Below are 24,174 nucleotides of genomic sequence, written 5' to 3'. Positions count from 1 at the left end.
GCACACCGAGCCTAGGCGAGGTGCCGAGTGTTGGGGCAAGAGCGTTTTGCTTACTTTTGCGCTCTTCAAAAGTGAGCCGCTGTAAGAGCGGAACCATAAGCCGCCGTTACCGCAGCAACGGATATGTACACCCCTCCAAAGGGCAAACCCAATGAGCCTATTACCGTACGCCTGGGCCAAATCCCAACGCATCCTCCTGCGCCCCAGCGCCGAGGGCATGCTACTAACCGTGTGCCCCTCAACCCCCGGCTGGTCCATCAGCGAAGTCCACCGCCAATTTGGCCAAACCCACCTCGAACAGGTCCGCGACGACGAACTCGACGGCCTGCTCACCAGCGCCTACGCCGACACCGGCAGCGCCGCCGCTGTAGTGGGCGCCGCCGAAAACGAGGTCGACCTCGACCGCCTCATGCAAGACATGCCCGAAGTCACCGACCTGCTCGACACCCAGGACGGCGCCCCGGTAATCCGCATGATCAACGCCTTGCTGACCCAAGCCGCCCGCGACGAAGCCAGCGACATCCACATCGAACCCTACGAAACCCACTCCGTCGTGCGCTACCGTGTCGACGGCACCCTGCGTGACGTGGTCTCACCCCGCAAGGCATTGCATGGCGCGCTGGTCTCGCGGATCAAAATCATGGCCCAACTCGATATCGCCGAAAAACGCCTGCCCCAGGACGGCCGTATCGCCCTGCGCGTAGCCGGGCGACCCATCGACATTCGCGTGTCCACGGTGCCCACCGGGCATGGCGAAAGAGTCGTCATGCGCCTGCTGGACAAACAAGCCGGGCGCTTGCAGTTGGAGACCCTGGGCATGGAGCCGCAGTTGCTGGCACGCCTGGATACGCTGATCCGCCAACCCCACGGCATCGTACTGGTCACCGGCCCCACCGGCAGCGGCAAGACCACCAGCCTGTATGCCGCGCTGGCGCGGTTGGATGCGAGTACCAGCAATATCCTCACCGTGGAAGACCCGGTGGAATACGACCTGCCGGGCATCAGCCAGATCCAGGTCAACGCCAAGATCGACATGACCTTCGGCCTGGCCCTGCGGGCGATCCTGCGCCAGGACCCGGACATCATCATGATCGGTGAAATCCGTGACCTGGAGACCGCACAAATCGCCGTGCAGGCCTCGCTCACCGGTCACTTGGTGCTGGCAACCTTGCACACCAACGATGCAGTGTCGGCGGTCAACCGCCTGATCGATATGGGCGTCGAACCCTTCCTGCTGGCCTCGTCATTACTCGGCGTGTTGGCCCAGCGTCTGGTGCGCCGCCTGTGCCCGCACTGCAAGCAGGAGGACCCGGCTGCGCCTGGCACGTGGCGCCCGGTCGGGTGTGCGCAGTGTAATCAGATCGGCTACAGCGGTCGTACGGGTATCCATGAGTTGTTTTGCGTCGATGACGATGTGCGCAGTTTGATCCATCAGGGCGCCAACGAGCAGGACCTGCGCCTGGCCGCGCGACGTGCCGGGATGTTCAGCATGCGTGAAGACGGCGAGCGCTGGGTGCGCAGCGGCGCCACCGCGCCTGAAGAAATCCTGCGCGTGACACGGGACGCCTGATGAATCGCTATCGCTATGAAGCCGCCGATGCCAGCGGCAAAGTCCAGGCCGGGCATGTGGAGGCCGATAGCCAGAGCGCGGCATTTGCCAGCCTGCGCAGCCGGGGCTTGACTGCACTGCTGGTGCAGATCGAAGGCAATCAGCAGACAGCGGCGGGCAGCAGCCTGTTCACCGCCAAGCTGTCGGACAACGACCTGGCCTGGGCCACGCGGCAACTGGCGAGCCTGTTGGGCGCCAGTCTGCCGTTGGAAGCGGCCTTGAGTGCCACGGTGGAGCAGGCCGAGAAAAAACACATTGCCCAGACCCTGGCCGCTGTGCGCGCCGACGTACGCGGCGGCATGCGCCTGGCGGATGCGTTGGCGGCGCGGCCACGGGATTTTCCGTCGATTTATCGCGCGTTGATCGCGGCGGGGGAGGAGTCCGGCGACCTGGCCCAGGTGATGGAGCGCCTGGCCGACTACATCGAGGAACGCAACAACCTGCGTGGCAAGATCCTTACTGCGTTTATCTATCCTGGCGTGGTGGGGCTGGTGTCCATTGGTATTGTGATTTTCCTGCTGAGCTACGTGGTGCCGCAGGTGGTCAGTGCGTTTTCCCAGGCGCGCCAGGATCTGCCGGGGCTGACGTTGGCGATGCTCAACGCCAGTGACTTTATCCGCGCCTGGGGCTGGCTGTGTTTTGCCGGGATTGTCGGCGGTTTCTGGAGCTGGCGCCTGTATTTGCGCAACCCGGTGGCGCGTTTGAGTTGGCATAGCCGGGTGTTGCGCCTGCCGCTGATCGGGCGTTTTGTGCTGGGCCTGAACACCGCGCGGTTTGCCTCGACCCTGGCGATTCTCGGCGGTGCCGGGGTGCCGCTGTTGCGCGCCCTGGAAGCGGCGCGGCAGACCCTGTCCAATGATCGCCTGAGCCAGTGCGTCAACGACGCCACCGCCAAGGTGCGCGAGGGCGTCAACTTGGCCCCGGCGTTGGCGGTGGAGAAGGTGTTCCCGCCGGTGTTGATCCACCTGATCGCCAGTGGCGAAAAAACCGGCTCGCTGCCACCGATGCTAGAGCGTGCGGCGCAGACCCTGTCGCGCGATATCGAACGCCGCGCAATGGGCATGACCGCGTTGCTGGAGCCGCTGATGATCGTGGTGATGGGCGCGGTGGTGCTGGTGATTGTCATGGCGGTGCTGTTGCCGATCATTGAAATAAATCAACTGGTCACCTAGCTCACCCGACCGACCTCGGGTTCCTTGTTGCGTCATATTTTCACACCCTGCGCGGCCTCCAGCCATGGCTGCTGAAACCTCGCTGTCACCTGCGCCGAAATCGCTCAAAACCGTGACCAAAACACCCGAGAATCTTTTTAGAAATCAAGGTGTTCCTCCCGAGGTTTTTTCCCATAACCGTCATCGGAAACTGCGACTTTCTCTCCCATGGTTTTAACCCCTGGCCACCCCCGCAAAAGGGCTTGGGACAGAAGCCATGGCGTCATACAAGAGCCCTCTACCCCAAACGTACAAACACGACGAAAGGAGATTCTTCATGTTTAAGCGCAACGTTCTCGCGGTATCCGTGACCCTCGCCGCACTGTGCTCGGCCCAGGCTGCAATGGCTGACATCAACGGCGGCGGCGCAACCCTGCCACAGCCGCTGTATCAAACCGCTGGCGTACTCACCACTGGCTTCGCTCCGTACATCGGCGTGGGCAGCGGCAACGGCAAGGCTGCATTCCTGACCAACGATTACACCAAGTTCGTGGCTGGCGTGACTAACAAGAACGTGCACTGGGCTGGCAGCGACTCGAAGCTGTCCGCTACTGAGCTGTCGACCTATGCTTCTGCCAAGCAACCGGCCTGGGGCAAACTGATCCAAGTGCCTTCGGTAGCTACTTCGGTTGCCATTCCGTTCAACAAGGCCGGTACCAACGCGGTTGACCTGAGCGTTGACCAACTGTGCGGCGTGTTCTCCGGTCGTTTGACCACCTGGAACCAGATCACCAACTCCGGCCGCACTGGCCCGATCGCCCTGGTGTACCGCAGCGAGTCCAGCGGCACCACTGAGCTGTTCACGCGCTTCCTGAATGCCAAATGCACCGAAGCCAAGCCTTTCGCAGTAACTACCACCTTCTCCTCGAGCTACGGCGGTGGTCTGCCATCGACGGCTGTGGCCGCCACTGGCAGCCAGGGCGTGATGGATGCACTGAACGCCGTTGAAGGCCGCATCACCTACATGAGCCCGGATTACGCTGCGACCACCCTGGCCGGTCTGGATGACGCCACCAAAGTGGCCAAGGTTGGCGGTGTTTCCCCAGCACCTGCCAACGTATCGACTGCGATCGGCCTGGTTCCAGCGCCAACCGAAGCCCGTGCGGATGGCTCGTTCATCGACGCGACCAACCCGGACAACTGGGTGCCGGTATTTGCCGCCACTGCAAGCGGTCCAGCCACCTTCGCTTACCCATCCAGCGGCTACCCGATCCTGGGCTTCACTAACCTGATCTTCAGCCAGTGCTACGCCGACGCTACCCAGACCACCCAAGTGCGCGGCTTCTTCGCCCGTCACTACGGTGCTTTCGGTAACAACGACACCGCCATCAGCAACAACCGCTTCGTACCGCTGCCAGCCAACTGGAAAAAAGCCGTGCGTGACACCTTCGCCACCGCTTCCAACGCTCAAGGCATCGGCAACACCAGCGTCTGCAACGCCATCGGTCGTCCGCTGTAACCCACGCTTCAACGACCCGCAACACCGATCAGCAACGGCCTGTGCCGTTGCTGATTTTTTTGCGTTAACAGCCCTGCATGAACTTTGCGTGACAGAAGTTCAGTCCCGCGCCTCGCCAACCGCCTAACCCTCATACGTGAGCCTGTCTTGGCCCCAGCGCGATAACAAAGAAGGAAGATTCCAGATGGTTCGCTGCAAATCACCGGTTAACCTCAAAGCCCCAGTGACAGTCCTGCGCCTCAAGCCTTTGGCCCAGGCCATTGCCTTGTTGATGGTGGCCGGTAATGCCCAGGCGGCCACGGCGTTCAGTTCCGGCTGGTTTGCCGACAAGGGCGCGTCCCAGGCGAGCACGGCAGCGCGCACGGGTGCCGGCCAGGTCCCGGGGATTCCTTCGCTGAACCAGCAGGCGCAGGTCAAGCAGCAGTTGGCGCGTTCCATCAGCACGTTGAACACCAGTGTTGCGGCGATTGCGGCCCAGCAGGCGGCGCAAGCGGCGGGGCGTCAGGCGGCGTTCGGCCAGGTCTCGAACATCCCCGATGGCTTGGGCAAGGGCGGCCTGCAGGTCGATAACAGCCTGACCCAGGGCTGGACCAACGCCAAGGGGCCCACCCAGAGCCAATCCGGCGGCAAGACCACGGTGACCATCGAGCAGACCGCCGACAAGGCGATCCTCAACTGGGAAACCTTCAACGTCGGGCGCAATACCACCGTCGACTTCCAGCAGCAGTCCAACTGGGCCGTGCTCAACCGCGTCAATGACCCCAATGCGCGCCCCAGCGAAATCCAGGGCCAGATCAACGGCGCCGGCACGGTGATGATCATGAACCGTAACGGTGTGGTCTTCAGCGGCACCAGCCAGGTCAATGTGCGTAACCTGGTGGCGGCGGCCGCGACTATAACGGATGACCAGTTCACCCAGCGCGGCCTGTATGTCGACACCAATGGCACCCAACCCACGTTCACCGACGCGGCGGGCAAGGTTGAAGTACAGCGAGGCGCGCTGATCCAGACACACACTGCCGCCACTTCCACGGACTCAGGCGGCTATGCCTTGTTGCTGGGCAGCGAGGTGGAAAACGCCGGGACCATCATCACTGCCAAGGGCCAGACCACCCTGGCGGCCGGCGACAGCTTTTACATTCGCAAGGGCGTCGGTACGGCGGGCAACGAACGTTCCACCACCCGTGGCAATGAAGTGGCGACCAGCCTCAAGGCCGGCAGCACTGCCGGCAAAGTCACCAACAGCGGCCTGATCATGGCCTCCACTGGCGACATCACCCTGACAGGCCACCAGGTGCAACAAAACGGCGTGGCCCTGGCCAGCACCTCGGTGGATACACGCGGCACGATTCACTTGCTCAACGCCGCCAGCGACACCAGCGGCAGCGTGACCCTGGGCGAGGGCAGCACCACCGCGATCCTGCTCGACGCCAGCGGCAGCACGGCTCTTAACAGCCAGAAAGACAACGGCCTGATCAAGCTCGACGGCACGCCTGCCAACCTGATCACCGGGCAGTTCAACAACCTCAGTACCGTGGTTGACCGCACCGACCAGTCGCGCATCGAGATTGTCAGCGGCGGCACCGTGGACTTCCAAAAGGGCTCGACCACGTTGGCTACCGGCGGCCAGGTAGCGGTCAGCGCCGGCCAGCGCAGCCTGGTGCGGGATGGCGCGATGATCGATGTGTCGGGTGCCATCGGCGTCAAGGTGGCGATGGAAGCCAACAACATCAAGATCAACGTGCAGGGCAACGAGCAGCGCGATGCGCCGGTCAACCGCGACGGCGGGCAACTGATCAACAATGACGTGTGGGTCGACCTGCGCGAGCTGGTGTTTGTACCGGCCGGCACCAACGGCTACGCCACCGATCGTTGGTACACCGCCGGGGGCTTGCTGGAAGTGGGCGGTTACCTCGGCACCCAGGGCCACTCGGTGGGCGAGTGGATGGCCCAGGGCGGCACCGTGACCTTTACCGGCAAGGAGGTGGTGACCCAACAGGGCGCGCAGATCAACCTGTCGGGCGGCACCGTGGATGTGCAGGCCGGTTACATCCAGCAGACCTGGCTCAAGGGCCCGAATGGCCGTTTGTATGAGCTGTCGAAAGCGCCGGGGGACATTCTCTACTCCGGTTTCTACAAGGGCTATGAAGACAACAGCGCGCGCTGGGGCCAGACCGAGTATTACTACAACCCGCTGATCGCTCCCCAGCGCCGTTACGAAGCCGGTTACACCGTGGGCCGCGATGCCGGCAAGCTGGTCGTCGGCACCGCCAGCGCAGTGTTGGAAGGCCAGGTGATCAGTGATGTGTTCCAGGGTGACCGCCAGACCCAGGCACCCAACATCAATCTCGACGGCTACCAGCAATCCCAGAAAGCCAGGGCCCAGCGTGCGCAACTGATCATTGGCCAATACATTCCGATCTACAACAAAACCACCGGCACGCTGCGTTATGCCCTCAGTGGTACCTCCGACCAGGTGCTGATCGACAGCAATACCCAGAAAATCGCCGACGGCCTGGACCTCAACACTGTGCTGCCGCTCGATCGCCAGGGCAAGATCCTGCTCGACAGCGATCAGCTCAATGGCTATCAGCTGGGCGCGGTCAAGGTCGCTGCCAAGCAGCAGGTGACCGTCAATGGCGCGCTCAGTGTGGCGGACGGTGGCGATATCACCTTGTTCGGGCCGGGTGTGCAGATCAATGCCAACCTCACGGCCCACGGCGGCAGTATCAACGCCGGCAACATTCTCAGCCAGGTCGATCCGCTCAAGGCCGGTGCGGTGGCGGATACAATCCTGGCCGGTGGTTCGAGTGTGAACGTCGCTGCTGGCGTCAAGCTGGACGCCAGTGGCCGCTGGAACAACCTGGCGCTGGACCCCGCTGCCAGTACGGGTGTGGCCTATGTGAACGGTGGCAAGGTGTCGTTGCGCAGTTCCAGCAACGTGAACCTGGCCGCCGGCAGTGTGGTGGATGCGTCTTCCGGTGCCACCCTCGGCGTGGATGGCAAACTCACTGGCGGCAAGGGCGGCAATGTGACCCTGGGCGCCCTCGGTGAGCTGGCCCTGGCGGGTGATATTCGCGGCTACGGCGTCAACGGCGGCGGCACCCTGGCGTTGCAGGCGCATAAGGTGCAGATCGGCGAAAGCACCAATGCAGTGGGCAGCGACACCCTGAAACTGGCCGGTGATTTCTTCAACAAGGGCTTCTCGGCCTACGACATCACCGGTAATGAAGGGCTGATCGTCACGGACGGTACTCAGGTCGATGTCAGCCTGCCGGTTTACCGATTAGGTACTCAAGCTTCAGGTATGCCAACCGGTAGCGATCCAGCCACCGCACTGGAACGCTGGACGCCGCCGCTGTATCAGGAAGACGCCACCAAAGGTGTGTTGACCCAACGCCGTGGCGCCGGCTTGAGCCTTACCGCCGGCCATGTCAATTCCACCGCCGCGCAACTGGCGACCACGGCGCTCACAGTCGGCCAAGGCGCGGTCATCAATGTGGACCCCGGCCAGGCGATCAACCTGCGCAGCGTCGGCCAATTGACGATGGACGGCACGCTCAACGCCTGGGGCGGCAGTGTCAGCCTGGGCGGCTTGACGACGGGCGCTTCAGAAGCCGTGAATGCCATCGGCCATGGCCGCTCGATCTGGGTCGGCGAGCAGGCGGTGATCGACGTCTCGGCTCGGGCGGCGACGGCGGTGGACAACCGTGGGCGCACCTATGGCCTGGTGCGTGACGGCGGCAGCATCAACATTGGCGGCACGTTCGACCTCAACACCGGCCTGGCCAAGGCCAGTGACTTGTTCGTGGTGGTGCGTAACGGCGCACGCCTGGAGGCGTCCGGCACCCAAGCCCTGATAAATGTGCCGGGGCAGGGCGCCGTGCAAGCGGCCAGCAATGGCGGCAGCATCACGCTGGCGTCGAATAATGGCCTGTACCTGGACGGCAGTTTTGTCGCCAGGGCCGGTGGCGCTGGTGCGGCGGGCGGCAGTCTCAATGTGGCGTTGGACACCCCGTATTACCAGAAGGCGTCCGTCACTGACCGCGTCCTCAAGGTGCGTGAACTGGTGTTGGGTCAGGTGTATCAGCCGACGGCGCTGGCCGGCACCGCAGAAGATGCCGCCGCCAGTCTGGAGTACGGGCATGCTCGGTTGGGTGTGGATCAAATCAGCGCGGGTGGTTTCGATAACCTGGCGCTGATGAGCAACGGCCTGTTGAGCGTTGATGGCGACGTGACCTTGAACATGGGCCAGAGCCTGCGCCTGTACAGCCGTGGTTACGGCCTCAGCGAAACCGCAGCGGGCAACTCGCGCATCAATCTGTCGGCACCGTATTTGCTGCTGGCGGGGTTCCTCGCGCCTGAAGAGACGGGCAAGGACCTCTATGTGCGACCGATACCGGTGCTGCCGGCCCCGTCCCAGCGGGCAACCGAGGCGCAATTCAATGCATCCGGCAGCCTGATCGACGTGCGTGGCAATGTCATCTTCGGTAACCGTAGCAGTCTGTTCCGGGCAGATAACAGCCAGGCCAGCCTTGAGCGTCGCGGGTTCGATCAGGTCAACCTGACCAGCCAGGGCGACCTGCGTTTTCTCGCGGGTGCGGCCGAGAACGACATCATTACCGGTGTCAGCACGCAGTTGCTGACGCAGGGCGATATGACCTTGCGCGCCGCGCAGCTGTACCCGGCCAGTGAAGTCAGTGCGCGCGTCATCGCCGGCTATCTTGGGCAGTCGACCACCACCTCCCTTGACTTGGACTTTGACCGCTTGCGTACGCTGACCATCGGCCGCGTGGGCAGTGCCGATGCGCCTATCCCGTATTCGGCGTTCGGCCGCCTGCAACTGGGCGCGGCCACCGTGCGCCAAGGGGGCGTGGTGCGCGCCCCCTTGGGGTTGATCGATATCGGCAGCATGGGCAGCAGCGTGGTGCAATTGCTGCCCGGCAGCCTGACCTCGGTGAGTGGCAAGGGGTTGATGCTGCCTTATGGCGGAACGCTGGATGGCCAGGTCTACAAGTACAACGGTAAAACGGTAAAATTTATCGGTCAGGGAGGGCTGCCCTCCCGTGAAGTTGACCTGAATGTCGGCGTCGTGCTGGGTGGCAAGTCGATCAGCGTGTTGCCGGACGCCACCCTGGACTTGTCCGGCGGAGGCGATCTGTTGGGCGCCGGCTTTGTTTCCGGGCGCGGTGGTTCCACGGATGCGCGCTACAGCCCGTTGGTGCAGTTTGGCGCCAATGGCGGGTTCGTGCTGCCGGGACTCTCCACCAACCCGATCTATGCCATTGTGCCGGGGATACAGCCGGGTGCCGCGCCGGTCGCGGCGGAGGGCGGGGCCGTGACGCCATTGGTTGGTCAGCAGATCACCATCGGCGCCGGTGTGCCGGGGTTGCCGGCGGGCACGTACACGCTGATGCCGTCGACCTACGCGTTGATGCCAGGCGCCTTCCGCGTCGAAATCAACGGCCTGGCCGGGCTGGGCAGCGGCACCGCGACCACCTTGATGGGCAACGGTTCGTGGGCCACTGCCGGGCACCTGTCGATTGCCCATACCGGGATCAGCAACAGCGTAGCCAGCCAATTGATCCTGACCTCGGCCGATACCCTGCGGCGCTATTCCCAATACAACGAAACCAGTTACGCCCAATTCGCCAGGGCCGATGCGGCCAGGTTGGGCGTGCCACGGCCGATGCTGGAGGCCGACGCGAAAACCTTGAAACTGGCCCTGCGTCCGGGCGACGGCGCCGAGGCCTTCTCGTTCCAGGGTATCGGGCGCTTTGGCGCGGCATCGGGTGGGTATGGCGGCACGGTGGCAGTCATCGACCGCAGTCAGCAAGGGATCGAAGTGGTTGGCGCAGGACAAGCGGCGACAGCCGGGTTCGCCGGCATCACCTTCAACGCCGATAGCCTGAATGCATTGGGGGCTTCGCGGCTGATGGTCGGTGGGATGACGGCTGTGGAGTACGGCCAGTCCGGGAACTTCATTTACCTGGCGGGCGGGGTCAATCGCGCGCAAAGCAACGTGACCTTGCGCAATGGCGCAACCCTTGCCGCGCCGGAAGTGTTCCTGGTGAGTGATACCGGCTCGATCGTCGTGGAGCAGGGTGCTTCGATCAATACACTGGGGCGCGGTAATGCCAGCTACGATGCCCGCGACGGCTATATCTACCAGGTGGCCAACATGCTGGCGGTGTCCAATGGCCTGCTCAACGTGATCAGTGCACCCAAGGTGGGCAGTGTGATCAGCCAGGGGATCAACATCGGTGCCTGCAGCAGTGGTGCGTGCAGTGGCCAGACCGGGCTGTACTCCAACGGCAGCATCGTGGCCCTGACCGACAGCACCTTTCAACTTGGCGACCAGGTGCGTTACGGCACCCGTCACCTGAACCTGGGCGTGAGCACCATCAACCTGGGCAGCGCCGACGCCCTGGCCGCAGCGGCGGCGGCGAATCGCTTGCCGGCCGGGCTGACGCTCAGCCAGGCGCTGCTTGATCGATTGCTGCGTGGCGATACGCAGTTCGGCGCCCCGGCCCTGGAAACCCTGCAGCTCTCGGCCCGCGACGGCTTCAACTTCTACGGTAATGCGGTACTCGACACCTATGACCCGCTCACCGGCAAATCGCTGCTGAGCAACCTGATGCTGTCCACCCCGGCCCTGTACGGTGCCGGTGGTGCCAACGACGTGGCGACGATCCACACCGCCAACCTGATCTGGCTGGGCGCGATCACGGCGCCGGGCGCGGTGGTGGCGGGTGGCGCTGGCAGCGGCAGTGGGCGCCTGGATGTCAACGCCGAGCGGATCGAGTTCGGTTATGGCGCCTTTGGCCAGCCGAGCAACGTGAAAAGCTTCGACCGCCTGGCCCTGGGCTTTGCCAACGTCAATCTGAACGCCAGCGAGCGCATCACGGCCAACCATAAGGGCAGCCTGTCGGTGTACCAGAGCCAGGGCGCCTATGACCCGGTCAGCGGCTTTCAGTACAGCGGCGGCAACCTGACTATCCGCACGCCGTTGATGACCGGTGAAGCCGGCTCTGTGAACGTGATCAAGGCGGGCGGTGCGATCGACATCGGCGCGTCCGCCGGCCCGCGTGGCGCGGCCAGTGGCCAAGGTGCCGAACTTTCCCTGCACGGCGACAGCATTCGGCTGGCCAGTGCGGTGGTGTTGCCCAGCGGCAAAGTCAGCCTCAGCGCGGGTGGCGATGTGGTGTTGACCGATGACGCGTTGATCGACGTGGCCGGTCGCGCCATTCCCTTCAACGACGTGACCCAATACGGTTGGGGCGGCGATGTGCTGTTGGACAGCCGCAGCGGCAATATCCTGCAGGCGGCGGGGTCGACCATCGACCTGTCCGCGAAGAACAACCAGGCCGGCAAACTGCGCGCTGTGGCAACGGATGCGGCCGGGGGCATCGTCGACCTGCAAGGCAAAATCCTCGGCAGCAGCAGCGGCCACTACCTGGCCGGCGGCACTTCAATGCCATACCAGGCCGGCACCGTGGAAATCCAGGCGCAACGCCTGGGCAGCAGCGGCGCCCTCGACCAACAGTTCGCCGACCTCAACCAGCGCCTCAACCAGGGCGAAGTGTTCGGCGCCCGCAGCTTCCAGCTCAAGCAGGGTGACCTGACCATCGGCAACGGGCTCAAGGCCGGCACCATCAGCGTGTCGGTGGACAATGGCAGCCTGCGCGTCAATGGCCTGGTGGACGCCAGCGGCGAGCGGGTCGGCAGCATCAACCTGGCCGGCAAAAATGGCCTGACCCTGGACAGCACGGCGGTACTCGACGCCCATGGCAGCAAGCTGCGCGTGGACAGCTACGGCAAGATCATCGACGCGCCGAACCGCGCCATGGTGGTATTGGGTTCCGGCACCGGCCAACTGACCCTGGCCGATGGCGTGCGCATCGACCTGCGCCACGGCACCGACGGCGCGACCGGCAATGATGGGCGCAATCGCGGCACCCTGGAGCTGAACGCACCACGGTTGTTCAACCCGGACGGCAGTAGCAATGACATCAATATCGACGCCAGCGGGCGCCTGACTATCCACGGCGCGCGCTCGATTACCCTCAACGGCATGGCCACTTACGACGATGCCCCGGAGAAAACCGACCCGACCGCCAGCGGCAGGCCGTATCAGGAGATCACCCAGGGTTACCTGGATGGCAAGCACGCCTTGAGCGAGGCTTTTATCAATGCCGCGCGGCTCAATAACGATCTGTTGCAAAACAAACTCGCCGGGTTGAACAACGCCACGTATGCCGATGCCTTCCACCTGCGCCCAGGCGTGGAAATCGTCAGCAAGACCCCGGACGGCGACCTAGTGGTGCAAGGCGATCTGGACCTGTCCGGCTATCGCTACGCCAGCCTCAACCCCAACAGCCAGAAGAACAACGCGGTGTATGGCAGCGGCGAGTCCGGCAGCCTGACCCTGCGCGCCGGCGGCGACCTGAACATCTACGGCAGCATCAACGACGGTTTCGCCAAGCCGCCGGTGTCCGAGGATGACAAAGGCTGGGTGCTGTTGCCGGGTGTCGATTTCAGTGGCGGGAATATCGTGGTGCCGGGCAATGGCGTGACCCTGGCGGACGGCACTGCCTTCCCGGCGGGCGCCACGCTTAACTACGACCTGCCGATCAAAGGTTTGACCGTGGCGGCCGGCACGCGCTTGCCGGTAGCCGCGACATTGGCCCAAGACCTGGTGCTGCCCGCCGGCAGCGTGTTGTCGGCTGACGTGCGCGATGCTGGCGGCAACCTGCTGTTCGCCGCCGGCACCTTGCTCAGCCAGGCGCAAACCCTGGTGGCGGGCACGCAACTGGGCGCCGGCACGCTGTTGACCGAGGGCACCCGCCTGCAAGCCATGATCTGGCCCAAAGGCGTGCCGCTGCCCACCGTGCACGGCGCAACGCTGAGCAATAACATCGTCTTGCTAAGCGGCACCAAAGCCCTGCCGAAGGGCGGGCTGATCCCCGCCGGCACCGATGTGAAGCTGCCCAACGGGGCGACGTCGGTGCAACTGCGCGTCGGGGTTTCCGGCGGCGCCGGCCAGGTGTGGGCGATCTCGCCGATGCTGGCCGAAGGCACTCAATCGTGGTCGTTGCGCCTGGTGGCGGGCGCCGATACCGAGGCGGCTGACAGCCGTATCCTGCAAGCCCACCCGCGCAGTGGTGACATCCACTTGGCGGATAACCACTACGGCATGTTTGCCAAAGAGATGCCGGCCAAAGGTGTGCAGACCTGGACCGCCCAGGCAGTCATTGATATGGGCTTTGCCGGTGTGGTCGTCAAGGAAGGCGACCCGATTGATCAGGCGGTACTCGACCGCTTCGAGTTGGGTTCAATCGAGGACTTCTGTGCCGCAACACCGGATTACTGCAAGCCCAAGGTGACGTATGTATTCACCCAGTACGCTGTTGATCAGTTGGCAAGTCAAGGCATCACTGTGGTCGTTAATACCGAGATGACCGATGCGTTTTTCCAGAGCATTGAATACCCGACTGTGGCTGAGGTGTGCGGCAGTGCGCCTGAGTTCTGCCTGCTGAAGGCGGACAAGGAGTACGCCGCCACACCTTCCAGCACGCGATTCAGCGTCATCCGCACTGGCACCGGCGACCTGGAATTGTTGAGTGCGGGCAACCTGAGCATGGATTCGTTGTACGGCGTCTACACGGCCGGCACCTCCTCGATCGGTACCTTTGCCGGCGACCCTTACAACCTGCCCAAGGCGACGCCGACAGGCGCTGATCCCTCCAGTAAAACGGTGCTGAGCGATACAGGCAGCTTCTTTGAAAAGTTCGTCAACGGCTCGCCCACCAGCCTGTATCGGGCGTGGTACCCGGAGGCAGGGGGCAACCTGACGCTGAATGTCGGAGGGGACCTGACCGGTCATATCACCAGCCTCACCGCGTTGAGCCCTGCGCGACCCAACCCCAAGGATGCCGGGGTGGACTCCGCTGCCGTCGGCAATTGGCTGTGGCGCCAGGGCAGCAGCGACGTGGCGACGGGCGGGCAATCTCAACCGACGGCCTGGTGGATCAATTTCGGCAGCTACACCGCAACAACGGCGGCGGACAAGATGCTCGGCTTTACCGGCTTCGGCGCCCTTGGCGGCGGCAACGTGGATGTCAACGTCGGCGGCGATGCCGGTGTATTGAACACGCTGGGCTACAGCACGAGCCATGTCGAGGCGAACCCGCATAGCCAGGGCCTGGTGCTGGCCGTGGGCAGTACGGGCCGGGTCGCCAGCGATGGCAGCCTGCAGTTGACCGGTGGCGGCGATCTGCGCGTGCGCATTGGGGGGGCACTGAACCCGGCCAGCGTTGCCGGCACCGCCGATCATCGTGATGGTGTACTGGTCAACTTGCGAGGTGACGTGCAATTTCGCAGCGCCACCGTGGGCAGTGTCGACATGATGTACGGCAGTATCGCCAGGTTCCAGAGCCCCGGCGAAACCCGTGCCTACGATCCACTGGTCGCGACCCGTGGGGCGGCTCGCGGTGGAATGACCCTGGTGCCGGGGGATGCGACGTTCAATCTGCAGACCCTGGGTGACCTGGTGGTGCAGAACGTCGAAGACCCTGGGCGGGTCGTGCTCTCCCATCTGTCACCCTTCGTTCAGGGGGGGGAGCAGGGCACCGGTACCAGTTGGTTCACACTGTGGACCCAGGGCACGTCGATCGACCTGTTTTCCTTGGGCGGCAACCTCACGCCCTTCAGCCGATCCGACGCGACGGCCGACCTGGCGGTGGTCTATCCATCGATCGTCAGGGCCACGGCTGCCGGCGGCAGTCTGTATTACGGTAAGGCGGCAGAGACGCAGGCCAATGGCGACGACAACTACACTTACCCACTGCTGTTGGCGCCCGGCGAGAATGGCCAGTTGCAGTTCCTGGCCCAGGATTCGATCTACGCCGGTGGCATGACCGTCAGCCAATCCGGGACAGTCCAAAGCACCATGGCGACCCCTTGGCATCCGGCGTATCAGGGCCGCATCGGCAACGCGGTGAAGGCAAGCAACCTGTCGGCCAACGGCAACTCGGGCAGCCAGCCGTTGTTTGTGTTCGGGCCGGGTACGGCTGGGCTGTCACCCGATGGCAATGCTGAGCCTGCGCGTTTTTACGCAATAGACGGCGATCTGGTCGGCGTCAGCAGTGGTCGCACGTTTGTCTTCAGTACAGCGGCGGGCAGCTTGCATGAAGGCCAGACCTGGTATGAGGGCAATGGACCGGTATGGATGATGGCGGGGCGGGATATCGTCAGCAGCGGTCGGCGCTTCGGTCAGGAATCGACGGCTGTTGCGGACATTCGCACCCAGGACAACTTGATCATCCACAACAACCCCAACGACATCTCCGTGGTGTCCGCCGGCCGCGACATTCTCTACAGCAACTTCCAGGTCGCCGGCCCCGGCCTGCTGGAGCTGTCGGCGGGGCGCAATATCCTCCTGACCGGTTCCGGGGCGTTGGGCGAGTCCAGCGTGACCAGCCTCGGGCCCTTGTTGGCCGGGGACAACCGTCCTGGGGCAAGCATCGTCATGCAGGCGGGCGTCGGCCCCCATGGGCCGGATTACCTGCGCTTCGTCGAGGCGTACCTGAACCCCGCCAACCTGGCGCAGCCTGGCGAGTCGATTCAGGGCAATAAGGTCGCCAAGACGTACGAAAACGAGCTGGTCACCTGGCTCGCCGAACGCTTCGGTTTTGTCGGCGATACCGAGCAGGCACGCACCTACTACGCGGCGCTGCCCGCCGAGCAGCAACGGGTGTTTGCCCGCAACCTGTACTTTGCCGAACTCAAGGCCGCAGGGCGCGAGTACAACACCGACGGCAGTGTGCGCCAGGGCAGCTACCTGCGTGGCCGCGCCGCCATTGCGGCGCTGTTCCCCGACAAGGACGTGGCCGGCAACCCGATTACCTACAAAGGCGACATCACACTGTTCGGCGGCTCGGGCGTGCACACCAATTTCGGTGGCTCGATCCAGATGCTCACCCCAGGCGGCAGCCAGACCTTCGGCATCGAGGGCGAGGCGCCACCGTCGACGGCGGGTGTGATCACTCAAGGTGCGGGGGATATCCAGCTGTATTCCATGGGCAGCATTCTGCTCGGCCAGAGCCGCATCATGACCACCTTCGGTGGTTCGATCATGGGCTGGACCAGCGAGGGTGACATCAACGCCGGTCGCGGCTCCAAGACCACTGTGGTGTACACGCCGCCCAAGCGTGTCTATGACAACTGGGGCAATGTGGGCCTGTCGCCGTCGGTGCCGAGTACCGGTGCGGGGATCGCCACGCTCAACCCGATTCCGGAAGTGCCGGCAGGGGACATCGACCTGATTGCGCCATTGGGTACCATCGATGCGGGCGAGGCGGGCATTCGTGTGTCGGGCAACGTCAACATCGCCGCCTTGCGCGTGGTGAACGCAGCGAACATCCAGAGCCAGGGCAAGTCGTCCGGGGTGCCGGTGTCTGCCGCGGTCAACACCAACGCCATGACATCGGCCAGCGCGGCCGGGGCGGCGGCGTCCCAGGCCGCGGAAGACGCGGCGCGCAGCCAGCAGGCGGCGTCCAAGCAGGGCCGGCCGTCGATCATGACGGTTGAGGTGTTGAGCCTGGGCAGCGAGCCGTTGCCACAGGAACCTGCGCCAGCGCAGAAAACCTCCGGCTACAACCCCGACAGCCCTGTGCAGGTACTGGGCGCGGGGCCGCTGAGTGAACAGGCGCGGGCGCGGCTGACGGATGAGGAGCGCAAGCAGATCAGCCTGTAAGACTTTGGAAAGGACCTCTCGTTGTACTGTTCGGGGCGATCACTGATCGCCCCCTTTTTTTGCCTCGGCTACGGGTTGTCCTTGAGGGTCTTGAACGCCTCGATGCGTTTGATCAGGCGCGTGTTCTTCGCCGAGTCGGCATTGCCAAACAGAAAGGAGAAATCCGACGCCAGTTTGGACCCGCCGGCAATCGCCGCGTACTGGTGGCAGTCGTTGCAGTTATCTGTCTGCACGTAGGTTTCCATCGTAGTGTTGGCGACGACGACACTCTGGTCGCTGACAAACGGCCCATAGGACAGCGGCACCTGCACGTTGGGTCCAGGGCCGGGATCGTTGGGCGCGTTGGGCGTCTTGGACCACAGCACATTCACTAGTTTGTAGTACTGGAACACTGATTGGCCCTGGGTTTTCTGGGCGAAAGTCTGCTGCACCGCCGTGTTCAGCACCTGCAGGTCCTGGGGCGTGGCATTGACCCGAGTGGCCTGCACTGGCTGATCAAGGGGCGTGCAGTTGGGCGGCGTGTGGGTGGCATCGCACTGCACCCGTGCGACGTTGGGCGTGCAGGCATCACCCGTGCAGGCCGGATTGTTGAAACTGTAGCCCTGGGGCGCTGCTGTGCCGTTGTCCGGCACGTTGTCGACCTGCTCGAAGGTGGTCCAGATGAAGTTCGGCTGGGTCTGGGTCTTGTTGATGATATGCAGGCCCACCAGACCCACCACTTCCTGGGTGCATTGCAGCGTGTCGGGGCGCTGCAGCCAGGCGACGGTGGTCAGGTAACGCCCGTACAGCTCGGGTTTGTTGGTGAGCACGCGCCAGGCTGCCTTGAGTTCCAGGGCGCCGAGTTCTTCCTGGGGCAGCGCCTGGGCCGGCAGCTCGCGCACCAGTTTGCCTGCGGGCAGTGACAGGCCGGCGGGGTGCCGGTTGTCGCTGTTCTGCGCCACGATCAGTTGGTTGGCGGCGTCGTACAGCCCGTTATCGACGATGTAATCAAACTCGGCCTTGCCGACCTTGCGCTCGAAAAACACCAGGTTGCCCGACTGGTCCGTGAGCCAGCCGCCGGAAGCTTCCATGATCGAATCCGGCAGCGTCACCTGGGTACCGCTGGACAAGTGGAAGCGGTGCTTGCGGTTGATCGCGCTTTCCGACGTGGCCGTGATGAATTTACGCGCGCCCGTGGAAAACGCCTTGAGGTTGCCGGTGGCGGTGCAATTGGACGGCACCAGGGTTTCCACGCCCCAACCGGAGGGCTTGGGAGCGCCGGGCAGGAAGATATCGCTGGCGTCCTTGTAGCTGGCCCACACCGGGGCATTGCTCATGGGCTGGCCGGGCGTTGGCGGCACGCCGAACTGGGCCGCGGTGCTTTGCGTGTCCGGCTCACCGGCCAGGCTCGGGTTGGCTGGCCAGCCGGGGTTGACCGGCCAGTTCATGGCGATGAACAACTGCCAGCCGAAACAGTTGAGAAAGTCCTGCTCGGTGCCGAAGTTGTTTACCGGCAGGAAGCCGCCGCTGGTGGGATCGAACACCAGTTGGCTGACGCAGCTCTGGGCGTCCGAGGCCGCATTGGCCGGCGTGGTGCCCAGCAGGGGAAGAAGGGCGCAGATGATCCAGCACAACACACTCAAGCGTGCCCGGCGCAGCGGGCGAAGCCATCCGTTCATGATCGCATTCCTTGCTCAAGACTCAAGAGGCGACCGCCCACGCCAGGCATGGGCGGCCAAGCGGTACTCAGGCGACAGGCACCAGCGCCAGGCCGCTTTCCCACGGATGCTGCGTGGCGCTGGGGTTGGCCGCTTCACTGGGGTTCAGCGCACGCACGCTAACCAGCCCCGGCGCTGCGTTGCTGCTGACGGTGACGGTCATGATGTAGCCCTGGGTGCCGCCGCTGTCGGTCTGCCCTGGAATCGCCGAGGCATCCGGCAGGAATTTCGTGACCTGAGCCGTGATCCCAGGGTTGGAAAACTGCACCCGCGCATCTGCCGCCGTGGTGCTAGGGTCAGCGCCTTGCACCACCAGCACGAACTGGCCCGAGCTGCCGGGTGCAAAACTGGCTGGCAAGTCGCTGGGGGACTGGCCGTAGAACAGATCAATCGGCAGCAATTGCACAGGCCAGGGTTGCGCATCGGTGTTGTTGGCTGCCACGCAATCGCACTCTTGGGGCGTGGCGGTGAGTGGCGCCGGGGTTACGCTCAGGGCCACATTCAGCTCGTTGGCGATCACCCACACGTAGTCGATCGGCGTGCCACCGATGGTGATGTCGTTGATCGAGAACCCCGCGCTTTGCGGCACTTCGAAGACGGCCTGCAGGATCTGGTCGGAGTTGTTCGGCCCGGTGCCGGCAGTGCCACGGGTGATGCGCCAGTAGCTGCTCACATCCTGGCCTTGCGGGCCTTTCCAGGTGCTGAAGGACTTCGGTTGTTGCAGGTACAGACCGATGGGGTTGGTCAAGGAAATCAGGGCTTTGACGGCTTCCTGGTTGGCGGAGAAACCGATATGCGGATCGGAGTTACGGTAGTTCTGCCCGTACTGGGCGCAGCAGATCAGGTTCTGTTGGTTGCCGCTGCTTTTGATCGGCCGCAGGATGGTGGCCGCTGCCGCCAGGTAGATCTCGGCACTCAAGGTATTGGGGCCTGAGGTCAGGTGCATCGCGCCGCCTGACACACCCGGAATGCGCACGGTGCCGCTGTTCCATTTGTTCACGGTGTCGTAGGCGGGCTGGCCGGTGGTGGGGTCAAGCACCGGATCACCGGCCTTGCCGGTCGGGCCGTTGGCGGTGTAGCGCAGGTACAGGTCTTCGATCTTCACCTGTGGGTCGACATAGGCTTTGTACAACCCCAGCACGGCCTGCGGGTCGATGTTCCACATGGTCAGGAAATACGCCGGGTTCTCGCTGGTGAACATGATGCTGCGCATGTTGCCGTCGGGATCGCGGGTGATTGACCACTCGCAGTATTCATCCAGCCAGCCCCGTGGGCCTGAGGGTGAAAAGTCGGCGTAAGGGCCGTTCCAGTTGATGGACTTGCACAGCACGCTGGGGATTTGCAGTTGGGTCGCCTTGGGGGCCGGGTACAGCGAATAGAGGGTGTTGTTGAGGGTGATCTGGCCGTGGTCGGTCAACTGCATCACTTGGTCCAGGGTCATGGCCTTGCCGCCCAGTTGCGGGACCACGGCGGCGCCGTTGTTGTAGAAAAACGTCCACAGCCGATTGGGGAAGGGCTGCCAGGTGATGGTCACTGGCGTCTGCGTGCCGTAGCCGCTTTCGATCGGGTTGTAGTAGCCCGAGCGTGGTGCGTCGTTGAGGTTGGACCAGGGGTTGCCGATCACCGACATCTGGGTCCAGCCGGTGACGTTGTTGTTCCAGTTGGTTTCGAAGGTGGGCAGTTGGTTCTCCAGGCCCAGCTTGTTGTAGTCCTTGGGGGCTTGTTCGGCGGGGGAGGTGAATTGGGTGAAGGGCGTGCTCATGTTGGTTCTCCAGCATTGATGTTGGTGGAGCAGCAACCGGTGCCCGGAGCGGGCCCGGCAGAGGTTTGGCGTGGGTCGTCCCACACCAGTTGGGCGATAAAGCCAGGCAGGGGCGCGTACGCATCGGGCGTCAACACCTGGCCAGTATCGGGATGGGTCACGATCAGCGATAACTGCGCTGTATCGGTCGGTTTGAGGTTCAGCGCCTTGACGTTGCGCGCGGCGTTCAGGGCGCGGGAAACGCCTTGGGTGATGCAGCGCCCCTTGTCATCCACCAGGCCCATGCCGATGCGGCTGAAGCGCCCGACGTAATGCGGGTTGTCGGCATTCGCATGTTGCGCCGTGGCGTCGGGTTGATTGAGGAAGACGTCGATCAGGTAGGTGTCGTGGGTGCAGCGCACATGGTCGAACACCACCCAGGGGCCGGTGACGGCAGTCGGTTTCTGATGGCAGCACGCAGTTTTCGCCGCGCCAAACTGCGGGGCCACCGGGGTGCCGTAGTCGTAGCCGATGTGCCGGCTGTCCTGGGCCATGTCGCCGAGGGTGGTGTAGCGCCAGGCATCGGCGCTGGTGAAGCTCACCTCGTCGGCCTGATGGCCAGCGAACGGCTGCAACAGGCATTGGGTGGTGTACTGCGCCGCCGGGTTGGCGCGGATCCAGACTTCGAGCATGCGGTCGATATTGGCGTGATACGAGCAGAACACTGGGTCGAACGCGGTGTAGGCGTTATCGGCCATGTCACCGCCGATCCAGCCGTGATAGTTATCGTGGGGCTGCTCGTAAAGCCCGTCGAAATTCAGCGCGCGGTTGGGGTACAGGTCATTCGGTTGCGGCGGGTCGAAGCTGGTGATGTTCGCCCAGGGGTAGCCCGGCACGCCTTGCGGCTGGCTGAACGTGGTGAACGCCAGCGCATCGACCACCTGCTGCTGAAAGATCCGGCTCATGCCATACAGTTGGGTGCGCTCGAAACGAAAGGCCTCGCCCTGGGTATAGAACAGCGGGTTGCGCTGCACATACAGGCAATCCACGTCGCCGACCGGCGCGGTGGCGCACACCTTGGAACAGCCGTCCTTGGCCGCCGCATACCGCAATGGGTTACGCCGCACTTCACCGGTGTGCGGGTGCACATAGGTTTCATCGAGGAACGCTTGGGGCAGGCCGGCCTGGGGGCTGCCGTCGATACTGGCGTCCACGGCCATCCAGTCCCAGTAAGGGATCGCGCACTCGATCAACGCTTCCAGGTATAGCAGGTAGGCGCGATGCCACAGGGCGAAGGCTTCCTGGTAATGCAGGCACCAGTTGGTATGGATGTAGGCGTAACGCTGCCAGGGCGAACCGCTGTCGGGGTCGCCGATGTGCATCACGTCATCCAGCTTGGCGCGGTACAGGTTCAGTTCGTCGACGCTCAGCGAGCGGATGTCCTGGCGTACGCGCTTGACCGGGTGCGGCAACGCCGGTGGTGGGATGCGTTCGGCCGGGTCGAAGGGCGAGATGCTGTCCAGCCGCCAACCCTGGTTGACCCACAGGCGGAAGGTTTCCAAGGCATCGATCGGCCAGAATTGCTGCTGGTCGGTGGTCAGCGGCATGTTACGCGACGCGAGGTGCTGGTAGATGGTCTCCGACCAGGTCTTGACCGACGCCGGGTCTTCCAGGAACACGTCGTAGGCATTCATGCAGCCGATCCAGGTGGCCGCAACGGCGGCGCGCTGGCTGACGGGTATCCAGTAGGGAGCGCTGAAAAGTCCTTGGATATCAGCGGTCCATGTCGGTTTCGCGACTATCATAAGATCCCTCTCATGCCGCCGTAAGGCCAGGTGTTGGCCGGGCTGCTAAGCTGAATCGATGTTAACTAGCCACTGCGCAGGATTTGTGCAAATTGGCCCGTCATTGCGACGGATTCATTGCAATTTTCAAGGACGATTTGGAACCGATGACAGACGCCATGGATTTGAAAATCCTGGGCAAGTTGCAAAAGGATTGCGACCAGAGCCTGGAGTTGTTGAGCGACAGTGTGGGGCTGTCGTCCACCAGTTGTTACCGGCGGATTCGCCGCATGGAGAGCGCGGGGATTATCAAGGCGAAAGTGGCGGTCTTGGATGAGCGCAAGTTGGGGATCCAGGTGACGGCGTTTTTTCTGATCAAGTTGGATAGGGATAGCAATGATATTGATCGCAGGATGCAGCACATACTTTCTGGTCATCCGGAGATTCAGGATTGTTACTTGATGACGGGGGAGTTTGATTTTGTGATGGTGGCGAAGTTTCGGGATGCTGCGGAGTATACCGAGTATATCTATCGGTTTTTGGAGACTTATCGGGATATTCCGATTCGGACTTATTCTTCTACTTTGGTGGTTCGGACGGTTAAGAAGTCTTATGAGTTGCCGTTGCAGGGGGTGGGGTTTTGATTGAGTACATATCCGTTATTTAGGTTATGGCTACTTAGGGTTCCGCCCTTACGGCGGCTCACTTTGCAAAAGCGGCAAAGTAAGCAAAACGCTCTTGCCCCAACACTCGGCACCTCGCCTAGGCTCGGTGTGCCCTCACTCCGGCTTGAATCCGTGGGCCGCCGCGATGGGCCATCCTTGGCCCAGCGCGGCTAACCCGGCGTCCTGCCGGGTTACCCACGGATTCAAGCCTGCGTTCGGCCAGCGTGTTTGACGGGGCGCCTCAGAGCAAGATCAAGAGCGACTCGCTTCGCATCGTGGGTACGCTTTTCGTTTTCTGTAGGAGCCGGCTTGGCGGCGAAAAACGTGAGGACGCCGCGTTCATCCAGATACCCCACGTCATCGTTAACGACCATCGCCGGCAAGCCAGCTCCTACATTTTCTGATCGCGTTCAGGCAGGGGTAGGCGACGGTTTCAAGCATGCGATGGAGCGATCCACCGTCGTTTTGGCAATTTCGAGTAAATGCCACACCGCCAGGATCTTGGCCCGCTCGGGGCTGGGCAGCAGCGCGCCGCAATCCAATGCAGTCGCTGAAGCGCTGTCGAGCAAACTGGCGGTGTAGAGCAGGGCGTCTTCGAAGCTGAGGTCTTCGTTGATGGCGTGGAAACCCTGTGAAGGCAGGTAATGGTCAATGGCGCGGTTGAAGGCGGCGCGGTCTTTGGCGGGGTCACAGGGTGGGTCGGGTAGGGCTTTGTTCATGGTGTAGTTCCTTTTGTAAATAGGAGCTAACACCTGTCGCGACTAAACGATGGGTGGTGGCTGTACGCAGGTTAGTCGACCGGCCACAAGGAAATCCGGCGCACCCGAAGGTGCCCTGCGCACAGCCACCATAAAACTACGGTGACTATGCGCCTTGTGTCATTCCGGGCGACTAAACCCGATCACTGAATTGGCAGTGACGGAGCGAAGACTAGCCACCGACCCCAGCAGGCACAAGGCGGCGAGGATTGCCTAGGAAACGTCCTGCAATTAAAAGCGACACGCCTTGCTGGCCCTTTACAAACCATGACCAAATGCCGCCAATCCTACCGCTCACAACTCAACCGCAGCCCCCATGGGATTCAGGGTTGCCCTGCTGAAAGCATTCATCCAACTGCTGACAAGCGCCTTATAACTCAAAAGATTTTGGCTATGCGATTCAGCTATTGGATTGTTCATGAGGTAATGCATTTAATTCGGGACATAACTCATTGTTGTTCGGAATAAATCAGCGCCGTAGAGCGTTGTAATG

The 24,174-nt window shown here is 63.0% G+C and carries 9 protein-coding genes; 5 read left to right on the top strand and 4 right to left on the bottom strand.

From position 1 onward, the window contains the following. The first annotated feature begins 151 nt into the window (after positions 1-151). From gspE to WH299_RS17715, 4 genes are all read left to right on the top strand, one after another. Positions 152-1,570, top strand: a complete 1,419-nt coding sequence (gene gspE / locus WH299_RS17730; protein ID WP_028619769.1) for a type II secretion system ATPase GspE — start codon at positions 152-154, stop codon at positions 1,568-1,570. Beyond that, positions 1,570-2,781: a type II secretion system inner membrane protein GspF gene (gene gspF / locus WH299_RS17725; protein WP_122726196.1), complete on the top strand. Its 1,212-nt coding sequence runs from the start codon at positions 1,570-1,572 to the stop codon at positions 2,779-2,781. Before gspE ends, gspF begins: the two co-directional genes overlap by 1 nt. Before the next feature lie 316 nt (positions 2,782-3,097). After that, positions 3,098-4,279, top strand: a complete 1,182-nt coding sequence (locus tag WH299_RS17720) for a substrate-binding domain-containing protein (protein WP_339550911.1) — start codon at positions 3,098-3,100, stop codon at positions 4,277-4,279. Between the two features lie 184 nt (positions 4,280-4,463). Next, positions 4,464-17,036, top strand: a complete 12,573-nt coding sequence (locus tag WH299_RS17715; RefSeq protein ID WP_339550910.1) for a filamentous hemagglutinin family protein — start codon at positions 4,464-4,466, stop codon at positions 17,034-17,036. Between the two features lie 68 nt (positions 17,037-17,104). Here WH299_RS17715 and WH299_RS17710 read toward each other — a convergent pair whose 3' ends face one another. From WH299_RS17710 to WH299_RS17700, 3 genes are all read right to left on the bottom strand, one after another. Beyond that, on the bottom strand, positions 17,105-18,694 hold the full coding sequence (locus tag WH299_RS17710) for a hypothetical protein (protein WP_339550909.1): 1,590 nt from the start codon (positions 18,692-18,694) through the stop codon (positions 17,105-17,107). Positions 18,695-18,761: 67 nt separating this feature from the next. Next, on the bottom strand, positions 18,762-20,495 hold the full coding sequence (locus WH299_RS17705; RefSeq protein ID WP_339550908.1) for a hypothetical protein: 1,734 nt from the start codon (positions 20,493-20,495) through the stop codon (positions 18,762-18,764). After that, positions 20,492-22,279, bottom strand: a complete 1,788-nt coding sequence (locus WH299_RS17700; RefSeq protein ID WP_339550907.1) for a tyrosinase family protein — start codon at positions 22,277-22,279, stop codon at positions 20,492-20,494. Before WH299_RS17700 ends, WH299_RS17705 begins: the two co-directional genes overlap by 4 nt. 158 nt (positions 22,280-22,437) lie before the next feature. Between WH299_RS17700 and WH299_RS17695 the strand changes: the two genes are divergently transcribed. After that, on the top strand, positions 22,438-22,902 hold the full coding sequence (locus WH299_RS17695; protein ID WP_122726208.1) for an Lrp/AsnC family transcriptional regulator: 465 nt from the start codon (positions 22,438-22,440) through the stop codon (positions 22,900-22,902). A 431-nt stretch (positions 22,903-23,333) separates the two neighbouring features. Here the strand turns inward: WH299_RS17695 and WH299_RS17690 are convergent, their stop codons facing one another. After that, complete coding sequence (locus tag WH299_RS17690) at positions 23,334-23,642, bottom strand: DUF6124 family protein (RefSeq protein ID WP_028617021.1); 309 nt, start codon at positions 23,640-23,642, stop codon at positions 23,334-23,336. Between the last annotated feature and the right edge of the window lie 532 nt (positions 23,643-24,174).

The organism is Pseudomonas sp. MYb541, assembly GCF_037479595.1.
Classification (GTDB): Bacteria; Pseudomonadota; Gammaproteobacteria; order Pseudomonadales; family Pseudomonadaceae; genus Aquipseudomonas; species Aquipseudomonas canadensis.
Note: the sequence above shows the minus strand (reverse complement) of the source record. Positions and strands in the feature narration are given on the sequence as shown.

Bases quoted from the DNA above. Each gene is read 5' to 3' on its own strand.
- WH299_RS17695 (WP_122726208.1), top strand. From the start codon at position 22,438: ATGGATTTGAAAATCCTGGGCAAGTTGCAAAAGGATTGCGACCAGAGC.
- WH299_RS17710 (WP_339550909.1), bottom strand. From the start codon at position 18,694: ATGAACGGATGGCTTCGCCCGCTGCGCCGGGCACGCTTGAGTGTGTTG.
- WH299_RS17720 (WP_339550911.1), top strand. From the start codon at position 3,098: ATGTTTAAGCGCAACGTTCTCGCGGTATCCGTGACCCTCGCCGCACTG.
- WH299_RS17700 (WP_339550907.1), bottom strand. From the start codon at position 22,279: ATGATAGTCGCGAAACCGACATGGACCGCTGATATCCAAGGACTTTTC.
- WH299_RS17690 (WP_028617021.1), bottom strand. From the start codon at position 23,642: ATGAACAAAGCCCTACCCGACCCACCCTGTGACCCCGCCAAAGACCGC.
- WH299_RS17715 (WP_339550910.1), top strand. From the start codon at position 4,464: ATGGTTCGCTGCAAATCACCGGTTAACCTCAAAGCCCCAGTGACAGTC.
- gspE (WP_028619769.1), top strand. From the start codon at position 152: ATGAGCCTATTACCGTACGCCTGGGCCAAATCCCAACGCATCCTCCTG.
- WH299_RS17705 (WP_339550908.1), bottom strand. From the start codon at position 20,495: ATGAGCACGCCCTTCACCCAATTCACCTCCCCCGCCGAACAAGCCCCC.
- gspF (WP_122726196.1), top strand. From the start codon at position 1,570: ATGAATCGCTATCGCTATGAAGCCGCCGATGCCAGCGGCAAAGTCCAG.